21 protein-coding genes and 1 tRNA gene are annotated in these 20,296 nt (G+C 62.0%); 10 read left to right on the top strand and 12 right to left on the bottom strand.

Annotated features, from left to right (window positions below; all coding sequences use genetic code 11):
• The first annotated feature begins 101 nt into the window (after positions 1–101).
• Genes secA through KF871_RS17605 form a run of 4 tightly spaced genes read left to right on the top strand, consistent with a single transcriptional unit; the run spans position 102 to position 5,455 of the window.
• Positions 102–2,855 (top strand): preprotein translocase subunit SecA, encoded by a 2,754-nt coding sequence (gene secA / locus KF871_RS17620; protein WP_291145597.1) that lies wholly within the window; start codon positions 102–104, stop codon positions 2,853–2,855.
• Positions 2,856–2,883: 28 nt separating this feature from the next.
• Complete coding sequence (gene argJ / locus KF871_RS17615; RefSeq protein WP_291145595.1) at positions 2,884–4,131, top strand: bifunctional glutamate N-acetyltransferase/amino-acid acetyltransferase ArgJ; 1,248 nt, start codon at positions 2,884–2,886, stop codon at positions 4,129–4,131.
• The gene (locus tag KF871_RS17610) at positions 4,128–5,006 is read left to right on the top strand and encodes an ATP-binding protein (RefSeq protein WP_291145592.1); all 879 of its coding nucleotides are present in this window, start codon (positions 4,128–4,130) and stop codon (positions 5,004–5,006) included. The genes argJ and KF871_RS17610 overlap by 4 nt, the downstream gene beginning before the upstream one ends.
• Entirely contained in the window at positions 5,003–5,455 is a 453-nt protein-coding gene (locus KF871_RS17605; protein ID WP_291145591.1) for a (deoxy)nucleoside triphosphate pyrophosphohydrolase, read from the top strand. The genes KF871_RS17610 and KF871_RS17605 overlap by 4 nt, the downstream gene beginning before the upstream one ends.
• A 7-nt stretch (positions 5,456–5,462) precedes the next feature.
• On the opposite strand, the gene KF871_RS17600 is transcribed toward KF871_RS17605, so the two are convergent.
• From KF871_RS17600 to KF871_RS17565, 8 genes are all read right to left on the bottom strand, one after another.
• Positions 5,463–5,654 carry a DNA gyrase inhibitor YacG gene (locus KF871_RS17600; RefSeq protein WP_291145588.1) on the bottom strand — a complete coding sequence of 64 codons (192 nt, stop codon included), beginning with the start codon at positions 5,652–5,654 and terminating at the stop codon, positions 5,463–5,465.
• A 4-nt stretch (positions 5,655–5,658) separates the two neighbouring features.
• Positions 5,659–6,414 (bottom strand): cell division protein ZapD, encoded by a 756-nt coding sequence (gene zapD, locus KF871_RS17595; RefSeq protein WP_291145586.1) that lies wholly within the window; start codon positions 6,412–6,414, stop codon positions 5,659–5,661.
• A gap of 43 nt (positions 6,415–6,457) precedes the next feature.
• Positions 6,458–7,063, bottom strand: coding sequence for a dephospho-CoA kinase (gene coaE, locus KF871_RS17590; protein WP_291145583.1), 606 nt, complete (start codon positions 7,061–7,063; stop codon positions 6,458–6,460).
• Entirely contained in the window at positions 7,060–7,914 is an 855-nt protein-coding gene (locus KF871_RS17585; RefSeq protein ID WP_291145579.1) for an A24 family peptidase, read from the bottom strand. Before KF871_RS17585 ends, coaE begins: the two co-directional genes overlap by 4 nt.
• Positions 7,914–9,137, bottom strand: a complete 1,224-nt coding sequence (locus tag KF871_RS17580; protein WP_291145577.1) for a type II secretion system F family protein — start codon at positions 9,135–9,137, stop codon at positions 7,914–7,916. Before KF871_RS17580 ends, KF871_RS17585 begins: the two co-directional genes overlap by 1 nt.
• 36 nt (positions 9,138–9,173) lie before the next feature.
• Entirely contained in the window at positions 9,174–10,904 is a 1,731-nt protein-coding gene (pilB, locus tag KF871_RS17575; RefSeq protein ID WP_291145575.1) for a type IV-A pilus assembly ATPase PilB, read from the bottom strand.
• A 141-nt stretch (positions 10,905–11,045) separates the two neighbouring features.
• A tRNA-Pro gene (locus KF871_RS17570) sits at positions 11,046–11,122 on the bottom strand.
• A 61-nt stretch (positions 11,123–11,183) separates the two neighbouring features.
• On the bottom strand, positions 11,184–12,146 hold the full coding sequence (locus KF871_RS17565; protein WP_291145572.1) for a polyprenyl synthetase family protein: 963 nt from the start codon (positions 12,144–12,146) through the stop codon (positions 11,184–11,186).
• A 193-nt stretch (positions 12,147–12,339) separates the two neighbouring features.
• Here KF871_RS17565 and rplU point away from each other — a divergent pair, with 193 nt between their 5' ends.
• The 4 genes from rplU (at position 12,340) to proB (ending at position 15,245) form a co-directional block, all read left to right on the top strand.
• The gene (gene rplU / locus KF871_RS17560) at positions 12,340–12,651 is read left to right on the top strand and encodes a 50S ribosomal protein L21 (RefSeq protein ID WP_291145569.1); all 312 of its coding nucleotides are present in this window, start codon (positions 12,340–12,342) and stop codon (positions 12,649–12,651) included.
• 12 nt (positions 12,652–12,663) lie between these two features.
• Positions 12,664–12,921 carry a 50S ribosomal protein L27 gene (gene rpmA, locus KF871_RS17555; protein WP_291145567.1) on the top strand — a complete coding sequence of 86 codons (258 nt, stop codon included), beginning with the start codon at positions 12,664–12,666 and terminating at the stop codon, positions 12,919–12,921.
• 83 nt (positions 12,922–13,004) lie between these two features.
• Positions 13,005–14,078, top strand: coding sequence for an Obg family GTPase CgtA (gene cgtA / locus KF871_RS17550; protein WP_291145563.1), 1,074 nt, complete (start codon positions 13,005–13,007; stop codon positions 14,076–14,078).
• A 30-nt stretch (positions 14,079–14,108) separates the two neighbouring features.
• Positions 14,109–15,245, top strand: a complete 1,137-nt coding sequence (proB, locus tag KF871_RS17545) for a glutamate 5-kinase (RefSeq protein ID WP_291145561.1) — start codon at positions 14,109–14,111, stop codon at positions 15,243–15,245.
• Positions 15,246–15,254: 9 nt separating this feature from the next.
• Here proB and KF871_RS17540 read toward each other — a convergent pair whose 3' ends face one another.
• Together KF871_RS17540 and KF871_RS17535 are read right to left on the bottom strand one after the other, a co-directional pair.
• A complete protein-coding gene (locus tag KF871_RS17540) occupies positions 15,255–15,767 on the bottom strand; it encodes a CNP1-like family protein (RefSeq protein WP_291145558.1) in 513 nt (170 codons plus the stop codon).
• Positions 15,764–16,402 (bottom strand): RNA pyrophosphohydrolase, encoded by a 639-nt coding sequence (locus KF871_RS17535; protein ID WP_291145555.1) that lies wholly within the window; start codon positions 16,400–16,402, stop codon positions 15,764–15,766. The genes KF871_RS17540 and KF871_RS17535 overlap by 4 nt, the downstream gene beginning before the upstream one ends.
• A 169-nt stretch (positions 16,403–16,571) precedes the next feature.
• On the opposite strand from KF871_RS17535, the gene KF871_RS17530 reads away from it, so the two are divergent.
• Positions 16,572–18,317, top strand: coding sequence for a proline--tRNA ligase (locus KF871_RS17530; protein WP_291145552.1), 1,746 nt, complete (start codon positions 16,572–16,574; stop codon positions 18,315–18,317).
• A complete protein-coding gene (locus tag KF871_RS17525; RefSeq protein WP_291145549.1) occupies positions 18,314–18,943 on the top strand; it encodes a lytic transglycosylase domain-containing protein in 630 nt (209 codons plus the stop codon). The genes KF871_RS17530 and KF871_RS17525 overlap by 4 nt, the downstream gene beginning before the upstream one ends.
• Before the next feature lie 6 nt (positions 18,944–18,949).
• On the opposite strand, the gene KF871_RS17520 is transcribed toward KF871_RS17525, so the two are convergent.
• Both KF871_RS17520 and KF871_RS17515 read right to left on the bottom strand, forming a co-directional pair.
• Complete coding sequence (locus KF871_RS17520; protein ID WP_291145546.1) at positions 18,950–19,957, bottom strand: AAA family ATPase; 1,008 nt, start codon at positions 19,955–19,957, stop codon at positions 18,950–18,952.
• A 168-nt stretch (positions 19,958–20,125) separates the two neighbouring features.
• The coding region (locus KF871_RS17515; RefSeq protein ID WP_291145775.1) for a glutaredoxin at positions 20,126–20,296 on the bottom strand (171 nt) is incomplete at its 5' end.

Below are 20,296 nucleotides of genomic sequence, written 5' to 3'. Positions count from 1 at the left end.
GCCAGGTGCCATGGCGGCCCGCCCCGGGGCGCCGCACCGCTCACCCAGATTCACCAATGCCACCATGGTCCGCCGCTTGGCGTGGCCAACGGCGCTCCAACATGGCCACCAACTTCCTCACCAAGCTCTTCGGCAGTCGCAACGATCGGCTGCTCAAGCAGTACCGCAAGACCGTCGACCGCATCAACGCGCTGGAGCCCCAGTTCGAAAAGCTCAACGACGACGAGCTGCGTGCGAAGACCGAGGATTTCAAGCAGCGACTGGCGGGCGGCGAGACGCTCGATGCGCTGCTTCCCGAAGCGTTCGCGACGGTGCGCGAGGCAAGCAAGCGCGTCATGAAGATGCGCCACTTCGATGTGCAGATGCTGGGCGGCATCGCACTGCACAGCGGCAAGATCGCCGAGATGCGAACCGGCGAAGGCAAGACGCTGACGGCCACGCTGCCGGTGTATCTCAATGCCCTGGCCGGCAAGGGCGTTCACGTGGTGACGGTCAACGACTACCTCGCCAACCGCGACGCGCAGTGGATGGGCCGCATCTACAACTTCCTCGGTCTGAGCGTGGGTGTGAACCTGCCACAGATGCAGCGCGAAGAAAAGCAGGCCGCCTACCGCTCCGACATCACGTACGGCACCAACAACGAATACGGCTTCGACTACCTTCGCGACAACATGGTCTATGAGGCGGTGGACCGTGTTCAGCGTGGCTTGAACTTTGCCATCGTCGACGAAGTGGACTCGATCCTGATCGACGAAGCCCGCACGCCATTGATCATCAGCGGGCAGGCAGAGGACCAGACCTCTGTCTACCTGGCCATCAATGCACTGGTACCCCACCTGACCCGACAAGAGGGCGAGGCAGATCCGCGCACCGGCGAGGGTGTGATCAAGCCGGGCGATTTCACGCTCGACGAAAAGGCGCGCAACATCCACATGACGGAGCAAGGCCATGAGCACGCCGAGCAATTGCTCGTCAAGGCCGGGTTGCTGGCCGAGGGTGCTTCGCTGTATGACCCCGCCAACATTGCCTTGCTGCACCACTTGGTGACCTCGCTCAAGGCGCATCACCTGTACCACCGCGACCAGCACTACGTGAACCAGGGCGGCGAAATCGTCATCGTTGACGAATTCACGGGCCGCCTGATGTCGGGGCGTCGCTGGAGCGATGGCCTGCACCAGGCCGTTGAAGCCAAGGAAGGCGTGGCCATCCAGCCCGAGAACCAGACCCTCGCATCTATCACCTTCCAGAACTACTTCCGTCTCTACGGCAAGCTCTCCGGCATGACCGGTACGGCCGACACCGAGGCCTACGAGTTCCAGGAGATCTACGGTCTCGAGACCGTGGTCATTCCACCCAACCGACCGAGCAAGCGCCAGGACCAACTCGATCGCGTCTACAAGACCACCAAGGAAAAGTACGACGCAGCCATTGCCGACATTCAGGAATGCCACGAGCGTGGTCAACCTGTGCTGGTGGGCACTTCGTCGATCGAGAACTCGGAAATCATTGCGCAGTTGCTGACCGCCAGGAAGTTGCCTCACCAGGTGCTCAATGCCAAACAACATGCGCGCGAGGCAGACATCATTGCGCAGGCCGGGCAGCCCGGGGCGATCACGATCGCGACCAACATGGCCGGTCGCGGCACCGACATCGTGCTGGGCGGCAACCTCGAGAAGATGGTCGAGGCGGTGATTAACGATCCGGCGCTCGACGAGGCGACCAAGTCGGCTCGCGCCGATGCGCTGCGTGCCCAGTGGCAGGCCGACCATGAGAAGGTGGTTGGGCTGGGTGGCCTGCGCATCATCGCCACCGAGCGCCACGAAAGCCGCCGTATCGACAATCAGCTCCGCGGGCGCTCGGGCCGTCAGGGTGATCCTGGCTCTTCGCGCTTCTACCTGAGCCTGGACGACCAGTTGATGCGCATCTTTGCGGGCGACCGGGTGCGCGCAATCATGGACCGGTTGAAGATGCCCGAAGGCGAGGCCATCGAAGCAGGCATCGTCACGCGTAGCATCGAGAGCGCACAACGCAAGGTCGAAGCGCGCAACTTCGACATCCGCAAACAATTGCTGGAGTACGACGACGTTGCCAACGACCAGCGCAAGGTGATTTACCAGCAGCGCAACGACATCCTCGACGCCAGCGACCTGCGGGCGCAGATCGATTCACTGCGCGAAGGCGCGGTCACCGATCTCGTGCACCAGTTCGTGCCCGAAGGCAGTGTTGAAGAGCAGTGGGACCTGCCCTCGCTGGAGCGGGGCTTGCGCGAAGAATGGTCGATCGAGGCGCCTGTGACCACTTGGGTCAGCGAAGCGGAATCCATCGACGTCGATGACATCGTTGAGCGCGTCATCGGCGCTGCGAAGACTGTCTTTGACGGCAAGGTTGCGTTGGTGGGCGATGAGCATTTCACCGCCTTCGAGCGGGTGGTGCTGCTGCAGACCATCGATGCCCAATGGCGCGAACACCTGGCCGCACTCGACTACCTGCGCCAGGGCATTCACCTGCGTGGCTATGCGCAAAAGCAACCCAAGCAAGAGTACAAGCGCGAGGCCTTCCTGCTGTTCGGTCAGTTGCTCGATGCGGTCAAGAACGATGTCACTCGGGTGCTCATGAACGTGCGCGTGCAATCGGCAGAGCAGATCTCCGAGGCTGCCGAGCAGATGGAAGAGCGCGCAGAGGCCATCAGCAACGTGACCTATACCGCCCCCACCGAGTCCGGCGAGGCGCAGACCGTGGCGGGTGCAGCGTCTTCTTCGCAGGGGGCCGGCGATGTACCGCGTGTCGGGCGCAACGATCCGTGTCCTTGCGGCAGTGGCAAGAAGTACAAACATTGCCATGGCAAGCTCGACTGAGCGCTGACGAATCTGCGGAGACACAACCATGCCTGTTGAGCTTGCCGCTCCCATCGAGACGGACCTCCTGCCCATCGGGGGCGTGCGTATCGGCGTTGCCGAAGCCGGTATTCGCAAAGCCAATCGAAAGGACCTGACGGTCTTTCTGCTGGACGAGGGCTGTGCTGTCGGGGCCGTCTTCACGCGCAATCGTTATGCCGCGGCCCCAGTGCAGGTGTGCCGGGAACATCTGGCCAGCGAACAACCCATTCGTGCCATGGTGATCAACACCGGCAACGCCAATGCGGGGACTGGCACCAGCGGGCTGGCCAACGCGCGTCAGACTTGTTCTGCCCTGGCCCGCTCGCTCAATCTGCACCATGAGCAGGTGCTGCCGTTTTCAACCGGCGTGATCATGGAGCCATTGCCCATGGACCGGTTGCTGGGTGGGCTGCCCGCAGCACTGACCCATGCCGCGCAGCCACAGCACGACAGTGGCACCCATTGGTTGGCCGCTGCGCAAGGCATCATGACCACCGACACTTTGCCCAAGGCGGCCAGCGTTGCGGGAACAGTGGATGGCAAGCCAGTTCGTGCAACGGGCATTGCCAAGGGCGCCGGCATGATCCGGCCCAACATGGCCACGATGCTGGGATTCCTGGCGACCGATGCCGCGGTTTCCCCGAAGGCCGCATCCGATCTTGCTCGTCGACTGGCCGATGTGTCGTTCAACCGGATCACGGTGGACGGCGACACCAGCACCAACGATTCGTTTGTGGTGGTGGCAACAGGGCGCGCGGGCAACAATCCCATTGAAGACATCGATTCGCCGGCAGGCAAGGCGCTGGTGTCGCTGCTCGCGCCCCTGGCGCAGCACCTTGCGCACGCGATTGTTCGCGATGGCGAAGGTGCCACCAAGTTCATTGCGATCGAAGTCTCGGGTGGGCGCGATGCTGCGGAATGCCTGAAGGTGGCCTACGCGGTGGCGCATTCACCCTTGGTCAAGACAGCCTTCTTCGCCAGCGACCCCAACCTGGGGCGCATCCTCGCCGCGGTGGGCTACGCGGGGGTGGATGACCTCGACATTGTCGGCATTGACCTCTGGCTGGGTGATGTGCATGTGGTGGCCCAAGGTGGTCGCCACCCAGACTACCGCGAGGAGGATGGCCAGCGCGTGATGAAGCCGTCCCAGATCCACGTGCACATCGGACTCGGGCGTGGCAACGCCTCTGAGACTGTGTGGACATGCGACTTCAGCCACGAGTACGTGACCATCAATGCTGACTACCGCTCATGAACCCTTCTTTTGAGCGTCTGCTCCAGCGTGCAGAAGCACTGATCGATCGCATTGAAGCAGTCCTGCCGCGACCACTTGGCGCACCCGATTGGGCGGCATCGACGGCATTTCGCTACCGCAAGCGCAGCAGCGGCCACGGCACCCTGGAGCCCGTGCGTCACGTGGCAGGCATCGCACTGGAAGACCTCAAGGAGATCGATGGTCAAAAGGAGCGTATCCAGCGCAACACCGAGCACTTTGTGAAAGGCCTGCCGGCCAACAATGTGTTGCTGACAGGGGCGCGCGGCACTGGCAAATCGTCCTTGGTCAAGGCTTGCCTGAACACCTATGCCGACCAAGGCCTGCGACTGATCGAAGTCGACAAGGCGGACCTGGTCGACTTGCCGGACATCGTGGATGTGGTCGCGGACAGGCCGGAGCGATTCATCGTTTACTGCGACGACCTCAGTTTCGAAGACGGCGAGCCGGGCTACAAGGCACTCAAGTCCATTCTCGATGGCTCGGTGTCGGCCACGGGCGCCAACGTGCTGATCTATGCGACCAGCAATCGCCGACACCTGCTGCCCGAGTACATGAAAGAGAACCTCACGTACACGCATACAGCCGATGGCGAGGTGCACCCAGGCGAGGTCGTTGAAGAAAAAATCTCCCTGTCTGAGCGCTTTGGTCTGTGGATCAGCTTCTACCCCTTCAGTCAGGACGAATACCTCACCATCGTGGCGCAGTGGTTGTTGTCGTTTGGTGTGTCCGCAGGCGACATTGAGGCGGCGCGTCCGCAGGCGCTGGTCTGGGCACTCGAGCGCGGATCACGCAGCGGTCGGGTGGCCTATCAGTTCGCACGCGATTTCGCTGGATCCCATTCGGCACTGGCATGAGTGACGGCGTGTTGGTGGTGGATGGTGGGCGGGCGGCGGCGCAGCCGCATCGACCCGCCACAGAGGTTGCCGTCGGTATCCTCATTGACGAACAAGGTCGCTATCTGTTGACGACCCGCCCAACCGGCAAGGCCTATGCGGGCTACTGGGAGTTCCCGGGTGGCAAGGTCGAGTCAGGTGAGACGGTGGAGCAGGCACTGCGGCGGGAGTTGCAGGAAGAGGTGGGCGTGACCATCGGACAGGCGCAGATCTGGCGCACCCAACTGGTGGACTACCCGCATGCGCTGGTTCACCTGAACTTCTGCAAGGTGTACGACTGGACGGGAGCGCTGCAGATGCACGAAGGCCAGCAATTCGTGTGGACGTCGTTGCCGGTTCTGTGCGAACCGGTGCTGCCGGGCACGGTGCCTGTGCTGACCTGGCTGGCAGAAGAAGCCGCAGGCGGCTGACGCGCTGTCAGCTCTGCTCGAAGTCCGGATCGCTCTGGCCTTCTTGCTCAGGCATTGCGTACCGCTCGCTCGCCCAGGCGCCGAAGTCGTGTTGCTTGCACCGCTCACTGCAGAATGGGCGCCATCGGTTGCTGGAGTCGAACACGCTGTCCCCGCCACACGCAGGGCATCGGACGACGCGCTGACTCGGCTTGTTCACAGCGTCATGCGCAGAGCGTGAGTTCAAAGCTGCCGTCCTCGCCAGCGGGGTGCAATCGCTGATCGTCACCAAGGCGCATCAGACGCACGGAAAACATCAACCGGTTGCCGCTGATTTCAGGTACCAGATCGTATTGAGGATCGATTCGCAGGCGAAGCAGCTGAAAGCTGCGTCCTTGTGGCAGGTTTTGCTGGTACTGGCCGCCAACAGCGACCACCTTCTGAGGTGTGCCGGTATCGCGCATCATCTTCAGCAACAACAGCACCGCATCGGCCAGCGGCGACAGGGCTTGCGACCAATGGCTCAGGTCGGCCTGGCGTTGTTCGCTGGGTGCATGCTGCCAATGGCTGTAGGCGGGCAAGTCGAACTCGCAGGTGCCACCGGGAATGCCGATGCGGCTGCGGATCGCCATCAACCAGTCGTTCTCCGTCAGCGCATGGCCAGGCTTGCCTGGCGTTTCGGCGATGCGAGAGAAACAGGTGTCAAGCTGTCCGATCACTGCGTCGAGGGCGTCCTCGGATATGGCAGGATTGCCTCGGTAGGCGGCCAACGACTGCTTCTGCCGATCGAGATCCTTGAGCACATCGGATTTCATGTCTGCGCGAGAGGCGACGTCCATGATCTCGAACAGCGTCTGAATCGCAAAATGGTGGTCCAGCGCGTGTTCGCGCGGCACGAGCAATGCGAGTCGCTTGAACAGTTGCTCGAGCCGCAGGTAAGTGCGAATGCGCTCGTTGAATGGGTATTCGTAAAGAATCACAGGCTTGATCGACGCATGCAGGCGGGGCGGTAGGCCCCGACGATCATAGCCCGAAGCGGGAAGACAGTCGGTCGACCAACCGGTGCAGGCGGTCAAGTTCGTCGGCATCGTTGTCGATCACCGCGTCTGCGGCGCCTACTCGCCGGGTGCGCGATGCCTGTTCACGCATGACCGACAGAATGGTGTCGTCGCTCCAGCCGCTGCGTGCTCGCACGCGCCGCAGCTGCGTGGCCTCGCTGCAGTCGACCACCACCACACGGTCCAGGCGGTGGCGCCATCGAGGTGACTCCACCAGGAGTGGCACATCGAACAGGATGCATGGCGAACGAGATGCCGCGGCCTTGGCGTCGACAGCAGCGGCAACCAGCGGATGAATGATGCTTTCGAGCCTTTGGCGAGACGTCGGATCGGCGAACACCAGCTCACGCATGCGGCCTCGGTCCAGGGCGCCTTGTTCATTGATGAACCTGTCGCCAAACGACTCGCGAATCGCTTGGATTGCAATGCCGCCGGCAGCCGTGCTCTCGCGGGAGATCGCATCGGCGTCGATCACGTTGGCGCCTCTTTCTCGCCATCGAGCGGCCACGGTGCTTTTGCCGCTGCCGATGCCGCCCGTCAGGCCAACCCGCCAGGGGCGCGAAAGGCTCACAGGCCGACGACCTTCAGGATGGCCGTGGGTCCAAAGATCATTGCGGTCAAGCCACCCAAGGCGAGGAAGGGGCCGAAGGGCACATAGTTGCCTTCACGAAGCTGGCCAACCAGCTTGATGCCGATGCCAACGATGGCTCCGATCACCGAAGCCATGAGGATGATGGGCACCAGGCCTTGCCAACCGAACCAGGCCCCGAACGCGGCGAACAGCTTGAAGTCGCCGTACCCCATGCCCTCTTTTCCGGTGAGTAGCTTGAAGACCCAATAGATGGTCCAAAGCGACAGGTAGCCCGCTACTGCACCCCACAACGCATCCGCGAGTCCGACCGGTGTGAAGTGAAGACCCGCCGCTACCAGGCCCGCCCACACCAATGGCAAGGTGATGTCGTCGGGGAGCAGGGTGGTGTCCCAGTCAATACAAGCCAACGCGAGCACGGCTGCGGCAAACCCGCACCATGTCAGCGCAGACGGACCGATACCCCATTGCCATCCGATCCAGGCGAAAAGGCCACCGGTCACCAGCTCGACCATTGGATAGCGTGCGCTGATGGGGGCCTTGCACTCACTGCATTTGCCACGCAGTGCAAGGTAGCTGAACACCGGAATGTTCTCGTACCAGGTGATGCGATGCCCGCAATGCGGGCACGCCGATCGCGGCACGACCAGGTTGTAGGTGTCCACGCCGGCAGTTGTCGGTTCGGTGCCTTGGAGCTGAGCACACTCTGCCGCCCATTGGCGCTCGAGCATCTTGGGCAAGCGATGGATCACGACGTTGAGGAAGCTGCCCACGAGCAACCCGAACACGCCGAGAACCGCCGCGGCGAGCACGCCCGCGGGCAAGTCCACCATCAGACCACCTGACCGAGCTTGAAGATGGGAAGGTACATCGAGACGACAATGCCGCCGATCACCGTGCCCAGCACCACGATGATGATGGGCTCCATGAGGCTGGAGATGCCAGCGACCATGTCGTCCACCTCGGCCTCATAGAAGTCAGCGGCCTTGCCCAGCATGTGATCGATCGAACCTGACTCTTCGCCGATCGCGCACATCTGCAGCACCATCGATGGAAAGATGTTCGCGTTGGTCATGGCCGCGGTCAGACTGGTGCCGGTCGACACTTCCTGCTGAATCTTTTCGGTCGCGATCGCATACACGGAATTGCCGGAGGCCCCGCCCACTGAGTCAAGCGCCTCTACCAAGGGCACGCCTGCACCGAACATGGTGGCAAGGGTTCGCGTCCACCGTGCGATGACCGATTTCTCAATCATGTCGCCAAAAATAGGGAGCTTGAGCAGCAGTCGGTCCATGAACCGCTGCACCTTTTCGTTGCGCTTCCACGCCTGCATGAAGAAGTAGAAGCCCCCCCCCAATCCGCCAAAGATGAGCCACCAATACTCGACAAAAAACTCGCTCATGCCGATGACGAATAGCGTGGGCGCAGGCAGGTCGGCACCGAAGGACGAGAAAACCTGCTTGAAAGACGGAATCACGAAGATCATGATCACTGCCACGACCACGAAGGCGACGATGATCACGGCCGTTGGGTACATCAGCGCCGACTTGATCTTCGATTTGAGAGCCTCGGTCTTCTCCATGTAAGTGGCCAACCGATCCAGCAGATCTTCCAGAATACCGGCCGCTTCACCCGCTTCGACCAGGTTGCAATACAGGCTGTCGAAGTACATGGGGTACTTGCGAAACGCGGTGCTCAGCGACGTACCAGTTTCGACGTCGGCCCGAATGTCGCCGAGCAGGCGAGTGACATTGGGGTTGGGGTTCCCTCGGCCAACGATGTCGAACGCCTGAAGCAAAGGAACGCCCGCCTTCATCATGGTGGCGAACTGCCGCGTGAAGATCGCGATGTCCTTGGGCTTGATGCGCTTGCCCGAACTGGTGCGCCGTTTCTTGATCTTGACCGGGATGATTCCCTGGCGACGCAGGGTGGCTGTGACCTGATTTTCGCCCTGAGCGCGCGTTTCGCCGCGAACGGCCTTGCCATTGCGGTCCTTGCCTTCCCACTCAAAGACGAAGTCCTTGGCGCGTTTGCTTTTGCTAGCGGCGGTTGCCATGCGAAATCCTCAGGATTCGTGATGTCTGTGCGGGGATCACTCGTTGGTCACGCTGAGCACCTCTTCGAGAGAGGTCAGTCCCAGCTTGACCTTGAGCAAGCCGGATTCGCGCAAAGAGCGAATACCTTCCTTGCTTGCCTGCTGTGCAATGTCCATCGCAGAGCCCCCCCGCAAAATGATCCGCTGGATCTCTTCGGATATGGGCATCACCTGATAGATACCGACACGGCCCTTGTAGCCGTTGTTGCACGATCCGCAGCCCACTGGTTTGTACGGTGTCCAGGTCCCGTCCAGTTCTTCGGCCTGATAGCCGGCTTCCAGGAGGGACTTGCGCGGCACATCGAGGGGCGCTTTGCAGTTGGGGCACAGCCGTCGAGCCAGTCGCTGCGCCGTAATAAGGATGACGCTGGACGCAATGTTGAACGTGGGAATGCCCATGTTCATCATCCGGGTCAGTGTCGTGGGCGCGTCATTGGTGTGCAGGGTCGACATCACCATGTGGCCGGTCTGCGCAGCCTTGATGGCAATGTCCGCCGTTTCCAGATCACGAATTTCGCCGACCATGATCACGTCAGGATCCTGCCGGAGGAAGGCCTTCAGAGCGACCGCGAACGTCAACCCAGCCTTCTCGTTCATGTTGACCTGGTTGACGCCAGGCAGGTTGATCTCGGACGGATCTTCCGCCGTCGATATGTTCACGCCAGGTTTGTTCAGGATGTTCAGGCAGGTATACAGGGACACCGTTTTGCCGGAACCGGTTGGCCCGGTCACCAACACCATGCCGTAGGGACGCTGAATGGCGTCAAGCAGGCGCTCCTTCTCCTCCGGCTCGTAGCCCAGTGCGTCGATGCCCAGCTTGGCTTGGCTGGGATCGAGGATACGGATCACGATCTTCTCGCCAAACAGTGTCGGCAAGGTGCTCACGCGGAAATCGATCACCCGGTCGGGGCCGACCTTGAGCTTCATGCGCCCGTCCTGGGGCACGCGCTTCTCGGAAATGTCCATGCGCGAAATCACCTTGATCCGCGAGGCCAGTTTCTCCTTAATGGCGACCGGAGGTGATGCAATTTCGCGCAGCTCTCCGTCAATGCGAAAGCGCACCCGGTAGTTGTGTTCGTACGGTTCAAAGTGCAGGTCGGACGCGCGCATGTTGAATGCGTCGATCAGCATCTTGTGGAGAAACTTGACGACCGGTGCGTCGTCTACCTCCGCCGTCTTTTCCGGGCTGTCGGTAACCGCCGCTTCGGTAGCGAGCTCATCGAACTCCACGTCGCCGACGATGTTCTCCATCGCTTCGGTGACTGATTTGGTCAGCGTGTCGACCAGTCGGTTGAGCTTGTCGAACTCTGCGATGACCCAATCCACGCCCATTTGCGTGGCGAACTTGATCTTGTCTGCGGCTTGTTGATCCGATGGGTCGGCCGTCGCGACAATCAATCGGTTGTTGCGCTTGCTGAGCACAACGATCCGGAAGTCTGCACAGATCTTGGGGTCCAGCAGACCTGTCGGCAGGCGTTGCGTGTCGACTGCGTCGATGTCGAGCAGCGGCGCGGCAAAGGCCGTGGACATGGTGTGCGCCAAGTCCGCTGGCGACACGGCGCCCGACTCGGTGAGCTCTGCGATGAAGCTTGTGCGACTGCTTTGGGCCTTTCTGTAAAGGTCCTCGGCGGCCTTTTGCCCCAATTTGCCCGCAGACACAAGCGCACGTCCCAAGCCGGGGAGTGCCATGGACGGACTTTCCTGATTGACCGTATCGACTGACGCCATATTTGCGTAATCTAACGGAAATCAACAACTTGGACGTGCTTATTGACGCCAGTTATCCGGAAAAATGCGGGTCACGTCAGATGGCGTTGTATCCATGACGCGCTATGGGTCCTGGATGGTGCGGTCAGACCATCGAGAAGATGGTCGGGGTGAGAGGATTCGAACCTCCGGCCTCTACGTCCCGAACGTAGCGCTCTACCAGGCTAAGCTACACCCCGATTTGGATCGCAATTCCCGCTGAGACAGGGCTGGCTGTCTCAGCATTTCACTTGACCCAGGTCAGGAACGACGTCCGAGCAGCGAAGCCGCCAATTGTAGCAAAGCGGCTTGGTGTGGGTTCGTGGGCAGAGCGGCCGCGGCATCAATGGCGCGCTGAGCTTCGCCTTCAGCTGCCTTGCGCGCCGCATCCAGCGCGCCAGTGTCGTTGATGATCTTCAGGATTTCAGCGAGGTTGTCCGCATTGCCATGAACGATGGCGTCGGTCAGCACGGTTTTCTGCGACTCGCTGGCTTGGCGCATGGCGCAGATGATGGGCAGTGTGACCTTTCCTTCGCGCAGATCGTCGCCCAGGTTCTTGCCCAACTCCTGGGCGTCACCTTCATAGTCAAGGACGTCGTCAATCACCTGAAACGCGGTCCCCAGCGCTTGACCGTAGGTTGCACAGGTTGCCTCCAAGGAGGCGTCTGCGCCTGCGAGTATCGGTGCGAGTCGAGCGCTGGCTTCGAACAGTTTGGCGGTCTTGGATCGGATGACGCGAAGGTAGGCATGCTCGTCCAGTGAAGGGTCGTGCATGTTCATGAGTTGCAGCACTTCGCCCTCGGCGATGACGTTGGTTGCGTCAGACAGGATTTCCATGACGCGCATGTTGTTCACATCAACCATCATCTGGAAGGCGCGCGAGTAGAGGAAGTCGCCTACCAGAACGCTAGCGGCGTTGCCAAACGCCTGGTTGGCGGTTGCTCTGCCTCTTCGCAATGTGGATTCGTCCACGACATCGTCGTGCAGCAACGTGGCTGTGTGAATGAACTCAACGACTGCCGCCAGAGTGACCCGGCGGGGGTCATCGCATGAAAGCGCACCGCACATCATCAAGAGCAACGCGGGGCGCAACCGCTTGCCACCTGCGGAGATGATGTATTGAGCCACCTCTTGAACCAGAGGAACGTCGGTCGTCAGGCGAGACCGAATCTCCTCGTCTACGCGCGTCATGTCGGCGAGAACGAGGTCGAGAGGTTGAGACATTTAGTAAGCTGAGATCGAGAGGGCGGTCGCAGGGGCGACGGTGAATTATAGGAAGGGCACCCGTATACGGGCCGGACCAAGCAGGCCGGGTGGATTGTTGACCAGATCGAAGCTGGCTATAATGCGCAGTTCGGCGGAAATCCGTCCGTCGGTGCCTGGGCATTTGCCCCAGGTTAACTTCGAGAGGAAACCTATGTACGCGGTCATAAAAACCGGTGGCAAGCAGTATCGCGTTGCTGCCGGCGACAAGATCAAAGTAGAACAGATTGCTGCGGACGTGGGCCAGGAACTCGTGTTTGATCAGGTTCTGGCGGTCGGCAACGGCGCTGAACTGAAGGTTGGCACGCCCTTGGTCTCCGGCGCATCGGTCACGGTGAAGGTTGTGGCGCATGGCCGTCACGACAAGGTCCGCATCTTCAAGATGCGTCGTCGCAAGCATTATCAGAAGCGCCAGGGTCATCGGCAGAATTTCACCGAGATCGAAGTGGCTTCGATTTCGGCATAAGGAGCAGGCAAGATGGCACAGAAAAAAGGCGGCGGCTCCACGCGCAACGGCCGCGACTCCAAGCCCAAGATGCTGGGTGTCAAGGCTTTCGGCGGTGAACTCGTGTCAGCTGGTTCGATCATTGTTCGCCAGCGTGGTACCCGATTCCACCCGGGCAACAATGTTGGTGTGGGCAAGGACCATACCCTGTTCGCGACGGTTGATGGTCACGTGAACTTTGCTGTCAAAGGAGCTCTCGGGCGCCATGTGGTCAACGTGACGCCGGTTTGATCCGCACGTCCAACTGACCCCAAGAGGCCCGCGCGTGCGGGCCTTTTTCTTGAACCTTTCGCCCAGACGGGCCAGTGCAGACCATGAAGTTCGTTGACGAAGCCACCATCGATGTCGCCGCTGGCGACGGCGGCAACGGCTGCGCGTCGTTCCGGCACGAGAAGTTCAAGGAGTTCGGCGGCCCCGACGGGGGTGACGGGGGGCGTGGCGGACACGTCTTTGCCCTAGCGGATGCGGGTCTGAATACGTTGGTCGACTTTCGCTACACGCGCCGTTTCGAGGCCCAGCGCGGCGAACACGGCAAGGGCTCCGACATGTTCGGGGTCAAGGGCGACGATGTGGTGCTGAAGATGCCGGTGGGCACTGTTGTCACTGACGCGGAAACTGGCGAGGTGGTGTGCGAGCTGTTGCGCCCGGGCGAGCAGGTCATGATCGCCAAAGGTGGGGACGGTGGTTTTGGCAATCTGCACTACAAGAGTTCGACCAACCGTGCTCCACGGCAGAAGACACCGGGGTGGCCCGGCGAGCGCAAATCGTTGCGACTCGAACTCAAGGTATTGGCCGACGTTGGGTTGCTGGGCATGCCGAATGCAGGCAAGTCCACCCTGATCGCGGCGATCTCCAACGCACGACCCAAGATCGCGGACTACCCTTTCACGACGCTTCATCCCAACCTGGGAGTGGTTCGTGTTGGGCCTGAGAAGAGCTTCGTGGTCGCAGACGTTCCTGGCTTGATCGAGGGCGCGTCGGAAGGTGCGGGGCTTGGGCACCAGTTCCTGCGCCATCTGCAGCGCACCCGCTTGTTGCTGCATTTGGTCGACGCGGCGCCCTTCGATGAAGGCGTGGACCCGGTGGTGCAAGTGCGAGCGATTGCTGGCGAGTTGAAGAAGTTCGACCAGGCGCTGTTCGAGAAGCCTCGGTGGCTGGTGCTCAACAAGGTCGACATGCTGCCCGAGGAGGAGCGAGCCGAAAGGATCAAGGCCATTGTTCGGCGCTTGCGATACAAGGGGCCGGTGTTTCAAATTTCGGCCTTGACGCGCGAAGGGTGTGAACTACTTGTGCAGAAGGTGTTCGAGCATATCGATGGCGTGCGGCGGGCGCAGGAAGGGCCGATTGAAATTGACCCTCGCTTTGAAGCCCCTTCCTCTGACAAGTAAGGCCAGCCTGTCATGCCAGTCATGTCTGAAATGAGCAGTGACGACGCAGCCAGGCTGTTGCGCGAAGCCCGGCGCATCGTCGTCAAGGTCGGCTCAAGCCTGGTAACCAACGAGGGGCGGGGGCTCGACGAGGCAGCCATTCGGCAATGGAGTCAGCAGCTCGCTGCACTTGTGCAACAAGGGCGCGAACTCGTCATGGTCAGCAGCGGCGCTGTGGCCGAAGGCATGAAACGCCTGGGATGGCGCCAGCGCCCGAAAGAGATCAATGAGTTGCAGGCGGCCGCTGCGGTGGGACAAATGGGTCTGGTCCAGATGTACGAGACCCAGCTTCGGGACTGCGGTGTTGGCAGTGCGCAAGTCTTGCTGACGCACGCCGATCTTGCCGATCGCGAGCGCTACCTCAACGCCAAGTCCACACTGTTGACTTTGTTGCATCTTGGCGTGGTGCCGGTCATCAACGAAAACGACACCGTCGTCAACGATGAAATCAAGTTCGGCGACAACGACACCTTGGGCGCTCTGGTGGCCAACCTGGTCGAGGCCGACGTTCTGATCATCCTGACGGATCAAAAGGGTCTGTACACCGCCGATCCACGTCGCGATCCTTCGGCCCAATTCGTGCATCTGGCGCGCGCTGGCGATGCTGCACTGGAAGCCATGGCCGGCGGGGCAGGATCGGGGATTGGCAAGGGTGGCATGCTTACCAAGATCCTGGCTGCCAGGCGCGCTGCTGCCTCGGGTGCGTCCACGGTGATCGCCTGGGGGCGCGAGCCGGACGTGCTGCTGCGCTTGTGCGCGGGTGAGTCAATCGGTACCGCGCTGATTGCGCAGACGGCCAAACACACGGCGCGCAAACGGTGGATGTCGGATCACCTGCAGCTTCGCGGGGCAGTGCGCGTGGACGATGGCGCTGTTGGAAAGATCGTGCGCGAAGGCAAGAGCCTGCTGCCCATTGGCATGACGTCGGTCGAGGGAGATTTCTCTCGCGGGGACGTGATTGCCGTGCGTGACTCGGCAGGTGCCGAAATCGCGCGTGGTCTGGCGAACTACGCCAGCTCCGAAGCCCGTTTGCTGTGCCGCAAATCGTCTGCGGACTTCGAGCGCTTGCTGGGCTATGCGGCCGAGCCCGAGATGATCCATCGCGACAACCTTGTGCTCAGTCGCTGAGCTCAGCGCCTATCGCGTCTGATCGGTCCTGCCCCGTTTGAGGGATTCCAGCAGCCAAGCCACATTGCGCGCAGGCGCCTTGTTGTCGCAAACGCCGGCTTGCGCCATCTGCATGGCCCTTCTCGTCGGCCCGCGGTATTCCAGCGGTTGCCAGGTCTGGTCGCCGGACGTTCGCCATTTCGACGCCCCCGTGTCCCAGCGCGCGTACAGCTTGACCTCACCGGTCTGGCATCGGACGCCTTCGAACAGTGCATTGACAGCGCCACTGCTGCTACGGGCCACGAAGACATAGCGAACCACGCCATCCGGAGCGAAGGTGATGGTCGAGGGGTCAATGGCAAACGTCATTGACCCCTGACCCTCGAGGCGAAAGGTCGACAGGCCATCCAGCGACCAAGCAGGGGGTGCCACCTGCGCCTCTTCCCATGGGGGTGGGTCGTCGACCTGTGAAAAGGCTGATGTGCCCAGTGTGGCCAGTAGTGAGCCGATGAGTGCCGCGCGCAGGGCTGTGTGGACAGTCATTTCGCCAGATTGCTTTGCTGAGGTAGGTGCACGGGCTGGGGGTCTGGGTCGAAGCTGGCGCCAGGTGGCAATTCAAGCCCAACCGGGGCGCCCGTGATTTGCAAGGGCGGCACGGCTCGCTGGAATGCCTCATTGCGGGGCGGTCGATGGCGGTGCCCTTGAGAACGCGGCAAGTAGCGGGCCAGTTCGGTCAACGCCATCTCGTAGACGCCGCGCTTGAACTCCACGACCACATCGAGCGGCACCCAGTAGTCGTTCCACCGCCAAGCATCGAACTCGGGATGGTTGGTTGCGCGAAGGTTCAGGTGCCAATCCTGCGCGGTCAGGCGCAACAGGTACCAGATTTGTTTCTGTCCTTTGTAGTGACCGCGTGCATCTCGGCGGATGAATCGGTCTGGCACTTCATAGCGCAACCAGTCGCGGGTACGGGCCACGATGTTCACGTGTTCGGGCAGCAGACCGACCTCTTCATGCAACTCCCGGTACATCGCCTGCTCGGGCGTTTCGCCTCTGTCGATGCCGCCTTGCGGAAACTGCCATGAGTGCGAGCGAATGCGCTTGCCCCAGAACACCTGGTTTTTCTGGTTGAGCAGAATGATGCCGACATTGGGTCTGAAACCCTCTCTGTCAAGCATAATCACCCTCGATTTTTGAACTGTGGTCATTATGCATCGCACCCTTCGCGACGCGAAGTGATCGCCCACCGTTCAGGCCAGTGCCAGGCCTAGGGAATTACCCGCGGGCAGTCTGGAAATCCCCCCTTTTCAACGTCATCTCGCCGCGCCTCTACAGCGCGCCCGCTCCATGAAAGCCAGTCAGTTTCTCATCACCACGCTCAAGGAAGCGCCTGCCGATGCCGAGGTGGTGAGCCATCGTTTGATGACGCGAGCCGGCATGGTGCGCAAGTTGGGGGCCGGCATCTACAACTACATGCCCATGGGCCTGCGCGTCATCCGCAAGATCGAAGCGATCGTGCGCGAGGAGATGAACCGTGCGGGTGCGGTCGAGATGACCATGCCGGTGGTGCAACCGGCCGAGCTCTGGCAGGAGACCGGGCGCTTCTCCAAGATGGGCCCGGAGCTGCTGCGCATCAAGGATCGCCACGACCGCGATTTCGTCGTGCAACCCACCAGCGAAGAGGTCGTCACCGACGTGGCGCGCCAGGAGCTGCGCAGCTACAAATTGCTGCCTCGAAACCTGTACCAGATCCAGACCAAGTTCCGCGACGAGCGCCGTCCGCGTTTCGGCTTGATGCGCGGGCGCGAGTTCATCATGAAGGACGCGTACAGCTTCGACCGCGACGAGGCCGGCGCCAAGCGCAGCTACGAGGTCATGGCGCAGGCCTACCGTCGCATCTTTGACCGCTTCGGCTTGCGCTATCGCGCCGTTGCAGCCGACAGCGGCGCCATCGGCGGAGACTTGAGCGAAGAGTTCCAGGTGATCGCGGCGACTGGCGAGGACGCGATCGTCTATTGCCCCGACAGCGGCTATGCGGCCAACATGGAAAAGGCCGAGGCGCTTGCGCCTGCAGGGCCTCGCCCTGCGCCCGCGAACGCCTTGGCGCGCACGCCCACGCCGGGGCGCAGCACTTGTGCCGACGTGGCATCGCTGCTCGGGGTACCGCTGGCCACCACGGTGAAGTCCATTGTCTTGGCCACCGACGAGCTGGACGATGCGGGCGAGGTGGCGAAGAGCCAGGTCTGGCTGTTGCTGCTGCGTGGCGATCACGACATGAATGAAGTCAAGGTCGGCAAGGTGCCCGGGCTGGACAAGGGCTTCCGGTTTGCCACCGTGCCCGAAATCGAAGCCCATTTCGGTTGCAAGCCGGGCTACCTGGGGCCCATCGGACTGAAGCAACCGCTGCAACTGGTGGTTGACCGCGAGGTCGCCGTGATGGCCGACTGGATCTGTGGTGGCAACGAGGTCGATGTGCACCTGACCGGGGTGAACTGGGGCCGGGACCTGCCCGAGCCCGCCGTGGTCGCTGACCTGCGCAATGTGGTCGAGGGCGATGCATCGCCCGATGGCCAAGGCGTGCTGGCCATTGAGCGCGGCATCGAAGTGGGGCACGTGTTCTACCTCGGTACCAAGTACAGCCGAGCCATGAACGCAACATTCCTTGATGAGGACGGCAAGCCCAAGCATTTCGAGATGGGCTGCTACGGCATCGGCATCACCCGCCTGCCAGCGGCAGCCATCGAGCAGAACCACGACGAGCGCGGCATCATCTGGCCGGACGCCATTGCGCCGTTCACGGTGGTGGTGTGCCCGATCGGCATGGACCGCAGCCCAGAAGTGAAGCAGGCGGCAGAAAATCTCTACTCCCAACTGCTGGCCGAAGGTGTGGATGTGATGCTTGATGACCGTGGAGAACGACCCGGGGCGATGTTCGCCGACTGGGAGCTCATCGGCGTCCCGCACCGCGTCACCATCGGCGACCGCGGTCTCAAGGCGGGCGAGGTTGAGTACCAGCACCGCCGCGATGCCGCGGCCACAGCGGTGAAGCTGTCCGACATCGTGGCCCATGTCAGGGGCCGCCTGCAGGCATGAGTCTGCGATGCTGGACGCGTCGCGAAGGCCTGCTGGGGCTGGCATCGCTGGGTGCGTCCTGTCTGCCGCTGCAGGCCCACGCGGGTGGTCAGCTTGAGGAACCCATGGCAGACGCGGTGCGCGGCGCTTTGCGTCGCGCCATCGAGTCGGCTGGACCGCCCAATCACGATCTGTTGCCCGCTGGCTCGCGCGAACGCTTTACGCGCTGGAGTCGCGACGTCGGGCCACGCCTGGCCAATCAGAAGCGGCATCCGCTGGAGCGGGCCGAATTCCTGGAAACCGTCTGGTACTACGCGGTCCGGCAAGGACTGGACCCGACGATGGTCATGGGGGTCGTGCAGGTTGAAAGCGCGTTCCGCAAGTACGCGATCTCCTCGGTGGGCGCGATCGGCTACATGCAGGTCATGCCGTTCTGGGCGCGCCTCATCGGCAATGGCGACCCGGGGCTGCTGTTCCAGCTCAATGCCAACATCAGCTTCGGCTGCGTGATCCTGCGTCACTACCTTGACCGCGAGCGCGGCGACACCTTCATGGCCCTGGGGCGCTACAACGGCAGTCGCGGGCGTCCCGCCTACCCGAACGCGGTCTACGCCGCGATGCGCCGTTGGGCGCATCCGGACGCCTGACGCGGCCTATTGCAGAAAGCCGATGCGCGATTTGCCCGGACCGCTGCGGGGCAGGTCGTCGGCTTCAAGCGTGTAGCGCGCATCCAGGCGCGCGTTGCCAAAGCCTGTGACGAGCGCGCGCCGCATCTCCCGCGGCGGCATGACGGCCAGTGCGTCGAGCACATCGGCCGCCGCGTCGGGCTCGAAACGCTGACCCCAGTCGTGCTCGCTGCGGATGCTTCGGTACAGGTTGGCCGCGATCTTGCGCGCCGCCTCCAGCGACGGTGGCTGGATCTCGTACACGTTCATGCGGTTGAGGATGGGCTCGGGGATGCTGCGCTCGTCGTTGGCCGTTGTCACCCAGATCACCTGGCTGGCGTCGATGGGCACCTCGGCGAATTCGTCAATGAAGCTCAGGGCCGTGTCGTGCTCGAGCAGGCTGTAGAGCGCGCCCAGCGGGTCGTACTGCGCGTCGGCACTGGCCTTGTCGATCTCGTCCACGACGATCACCGGGTTGGCATATTGCCCATCGACCAGGGCCTCGAACACCTTGCCCGGGCGGGCGCCTTTCCACTGTGACGACGAACCCGACAGCAGCCAGCCGGCAGTCATGCTGCTCATGGGCACGAGGTTCATGCTGGTGCCCAGAAGATCGGCAATCTGGCGCGCGAAGTGGGTCTTGCCCACGCCGGGCGGGCCCAGCAACAGCATCGGGGTGACCTCCAGGCCATCGCGGCTGTCCTGGCTGAGCGCCACATGACGCTTCACGTCGTCCAGTGCTTCACCAAAGTTGGGCATGAGCTCGTACAACGGTGCCATGTCGGGCACGCCGGAGGGCTTGACGGCAAAGCGCTGTGGGCCACGCTCCAGCATTCGCTGCCAGGTGGTGCGCAGGCATTCGTGTTCGCGGTCGTTGCCTGCTGCCTGCAGCTTGGCGAGCTTGCGCTCGACGTCCTCAGGCTTGAACACACTGCGCATCTGGGCGATGGGCAGTCCCATGGGGGGTGAAGTCACGAGGCTGCGCGAGCTGCTCATGGGGTTCTCCTTCATGCGGGGACGACGGTTTCATTCAAGCACATCGTGTGCCTGGCTTGATCGCCGAAAAAGCCCGGGAATTCCCCGCTGGCGTTCACTTTCGCGCAGCGTGTGCCAAAAAGCACGAAGCCGCCCATTGGGCGGCTTCGTGGGGTGCGCAGACGGGGCTCAGTCCTGCGGGGACAGTACCTGCTGCAACTCACCCGACTGGTACATCTCCATCATGATGTCCGAGCCACCGACGAATTCGCCCTTGACGTAGAGCTGCGGGATCGTCGGCCAGTTGCTGTATTCCTTGATGCCCTGGCGGATGGCGTCGTCCTCGAGCACGTTGACGGT

The sequence above is a fragment of the Hydrogenophaga sp. genome (genome assembly GCF_019635465.1).
Lineage (GTDB): Bacteria > Pseudomonadota > Gammaproteobacteria > Burkholderiales > Burkholderiaceae_C > Hydrogenophaga.
The sequence above is the reverse complement of the archived record's forward strand: the minus strand, read 5'-3'. Positions and strand labels throughout refer to the sequence as shown.

Coding starts and splice junctions, on each gene's coding strand:
- KF871_RS17605 (WP_291145591.1), top strand. CDS start 5,003: ATGAGTGACGGCGTGTTGGTGGTGGATGGTGGGCGGGCGGCGGCGCAG.
- KF871_RS17525 (WP_291145549.1), top strand. CDS start 18,314: ATGAGTCTGCGATGCTGGACGCGTCGCGAAGGCCTGCTGGGGCTGGCA.
- rplU (WP_291145569.1), top strand. CDS start 12,340: ATGTACGCGGTCATAAAAACCGGTGGCAAGCAGTATCGCGTTGCTGCC.
- argJ (WP_291145595.1), top strand. CDS start 2,884: ATGCCTGTTGAGCTTGCCGCTCCCATCGAGACGGACCTCCTGCCCATC.
- pilB (WP_291145575.1), bottom strand. CDS start 10,904: ATGGCGTCAGTCGATACGGTCAATCAGGAAAGTCCGTCCATGGCACTC.
- KF871_RS17565 (WP_291145572.1), bottom strand. CDS start 12,146: ATGTCTCAACCTCTCGACCTCGTTCTCGCCGACATGACGCGCGTAGAC.
- KF871_RS17580 (WP_291145577.1), bottom strand. CDS start 9,137: ATGGCAACCGCCGCTAGCAAAAGCAAACGCGCCAAGGACTTCGTCTTT.
- proB (WP_291145561.1), top strand. CDS start 14,109: ATGAGCAGTGACGACGCAGCCAGGCTGTTGCGCGAAGCCCGGCGCATC.
- KF871_RS17530 (WP_291145552.1), top strand. CDS start 16,572: ATGAAAGCCAGTCAGTTTCTCATCACCACGCTCAAGGAAGCGCCTGCC.
- KF871_RS17585 (WP_291145579.1), bottom strand. CDS start 7,914: ATGGTGGACTTGCCCGCGGGCGTGCTCGCCGCGGCGGTTCTCGGCGTG.
- cgtA (WP_291145563.1), top strand. CDS start 13,005: ATGAAGTTCGTTGACGAAGCCACCATCGATGTCGCCGCTGGCGACGGC.
- rpmA (WP_291145567.1), top strand. CDS start 12,664: ATGGCACAGAAAAAAGGCGGCGGCTCCACGCGCAACGGCCGCGACTCC.
- KF871_RS17520 (WP_291145546.1), bottom strand. CDS start 19,957: ATGAGCAGCTCGCGCAGCCTCGTGACTTCACCCCCCATGGGACTGCCC.
- KF871_RS17610 (WP_291145592.1), top strand. CDS start 4,128: ATGAACCCTTCTTTTGAGCGTCTGCTCCAGCGTGCAGAAGCACTGATC.
- KF871_RS17535 (WP_291145555.1), bottom strand. CDS start 16,402: ATGCTTGACAGAGAGGGTTTCAGACCCAATGTCGGCATCATTCTGCTC.
- KF871_RS17540 (WP_291145558.1), bottom strand. CDS start 15,767: ATGACTGTCCACACAGCCCTGCGCGCGGCACTCATCGGCTCACTACTG.
- secA (WP_291145597.1), top strand. CDS start 102: ATGGCCACCAACTTCCTCACCAAGCTCTTCGGCAGTCGCAACGATCGG.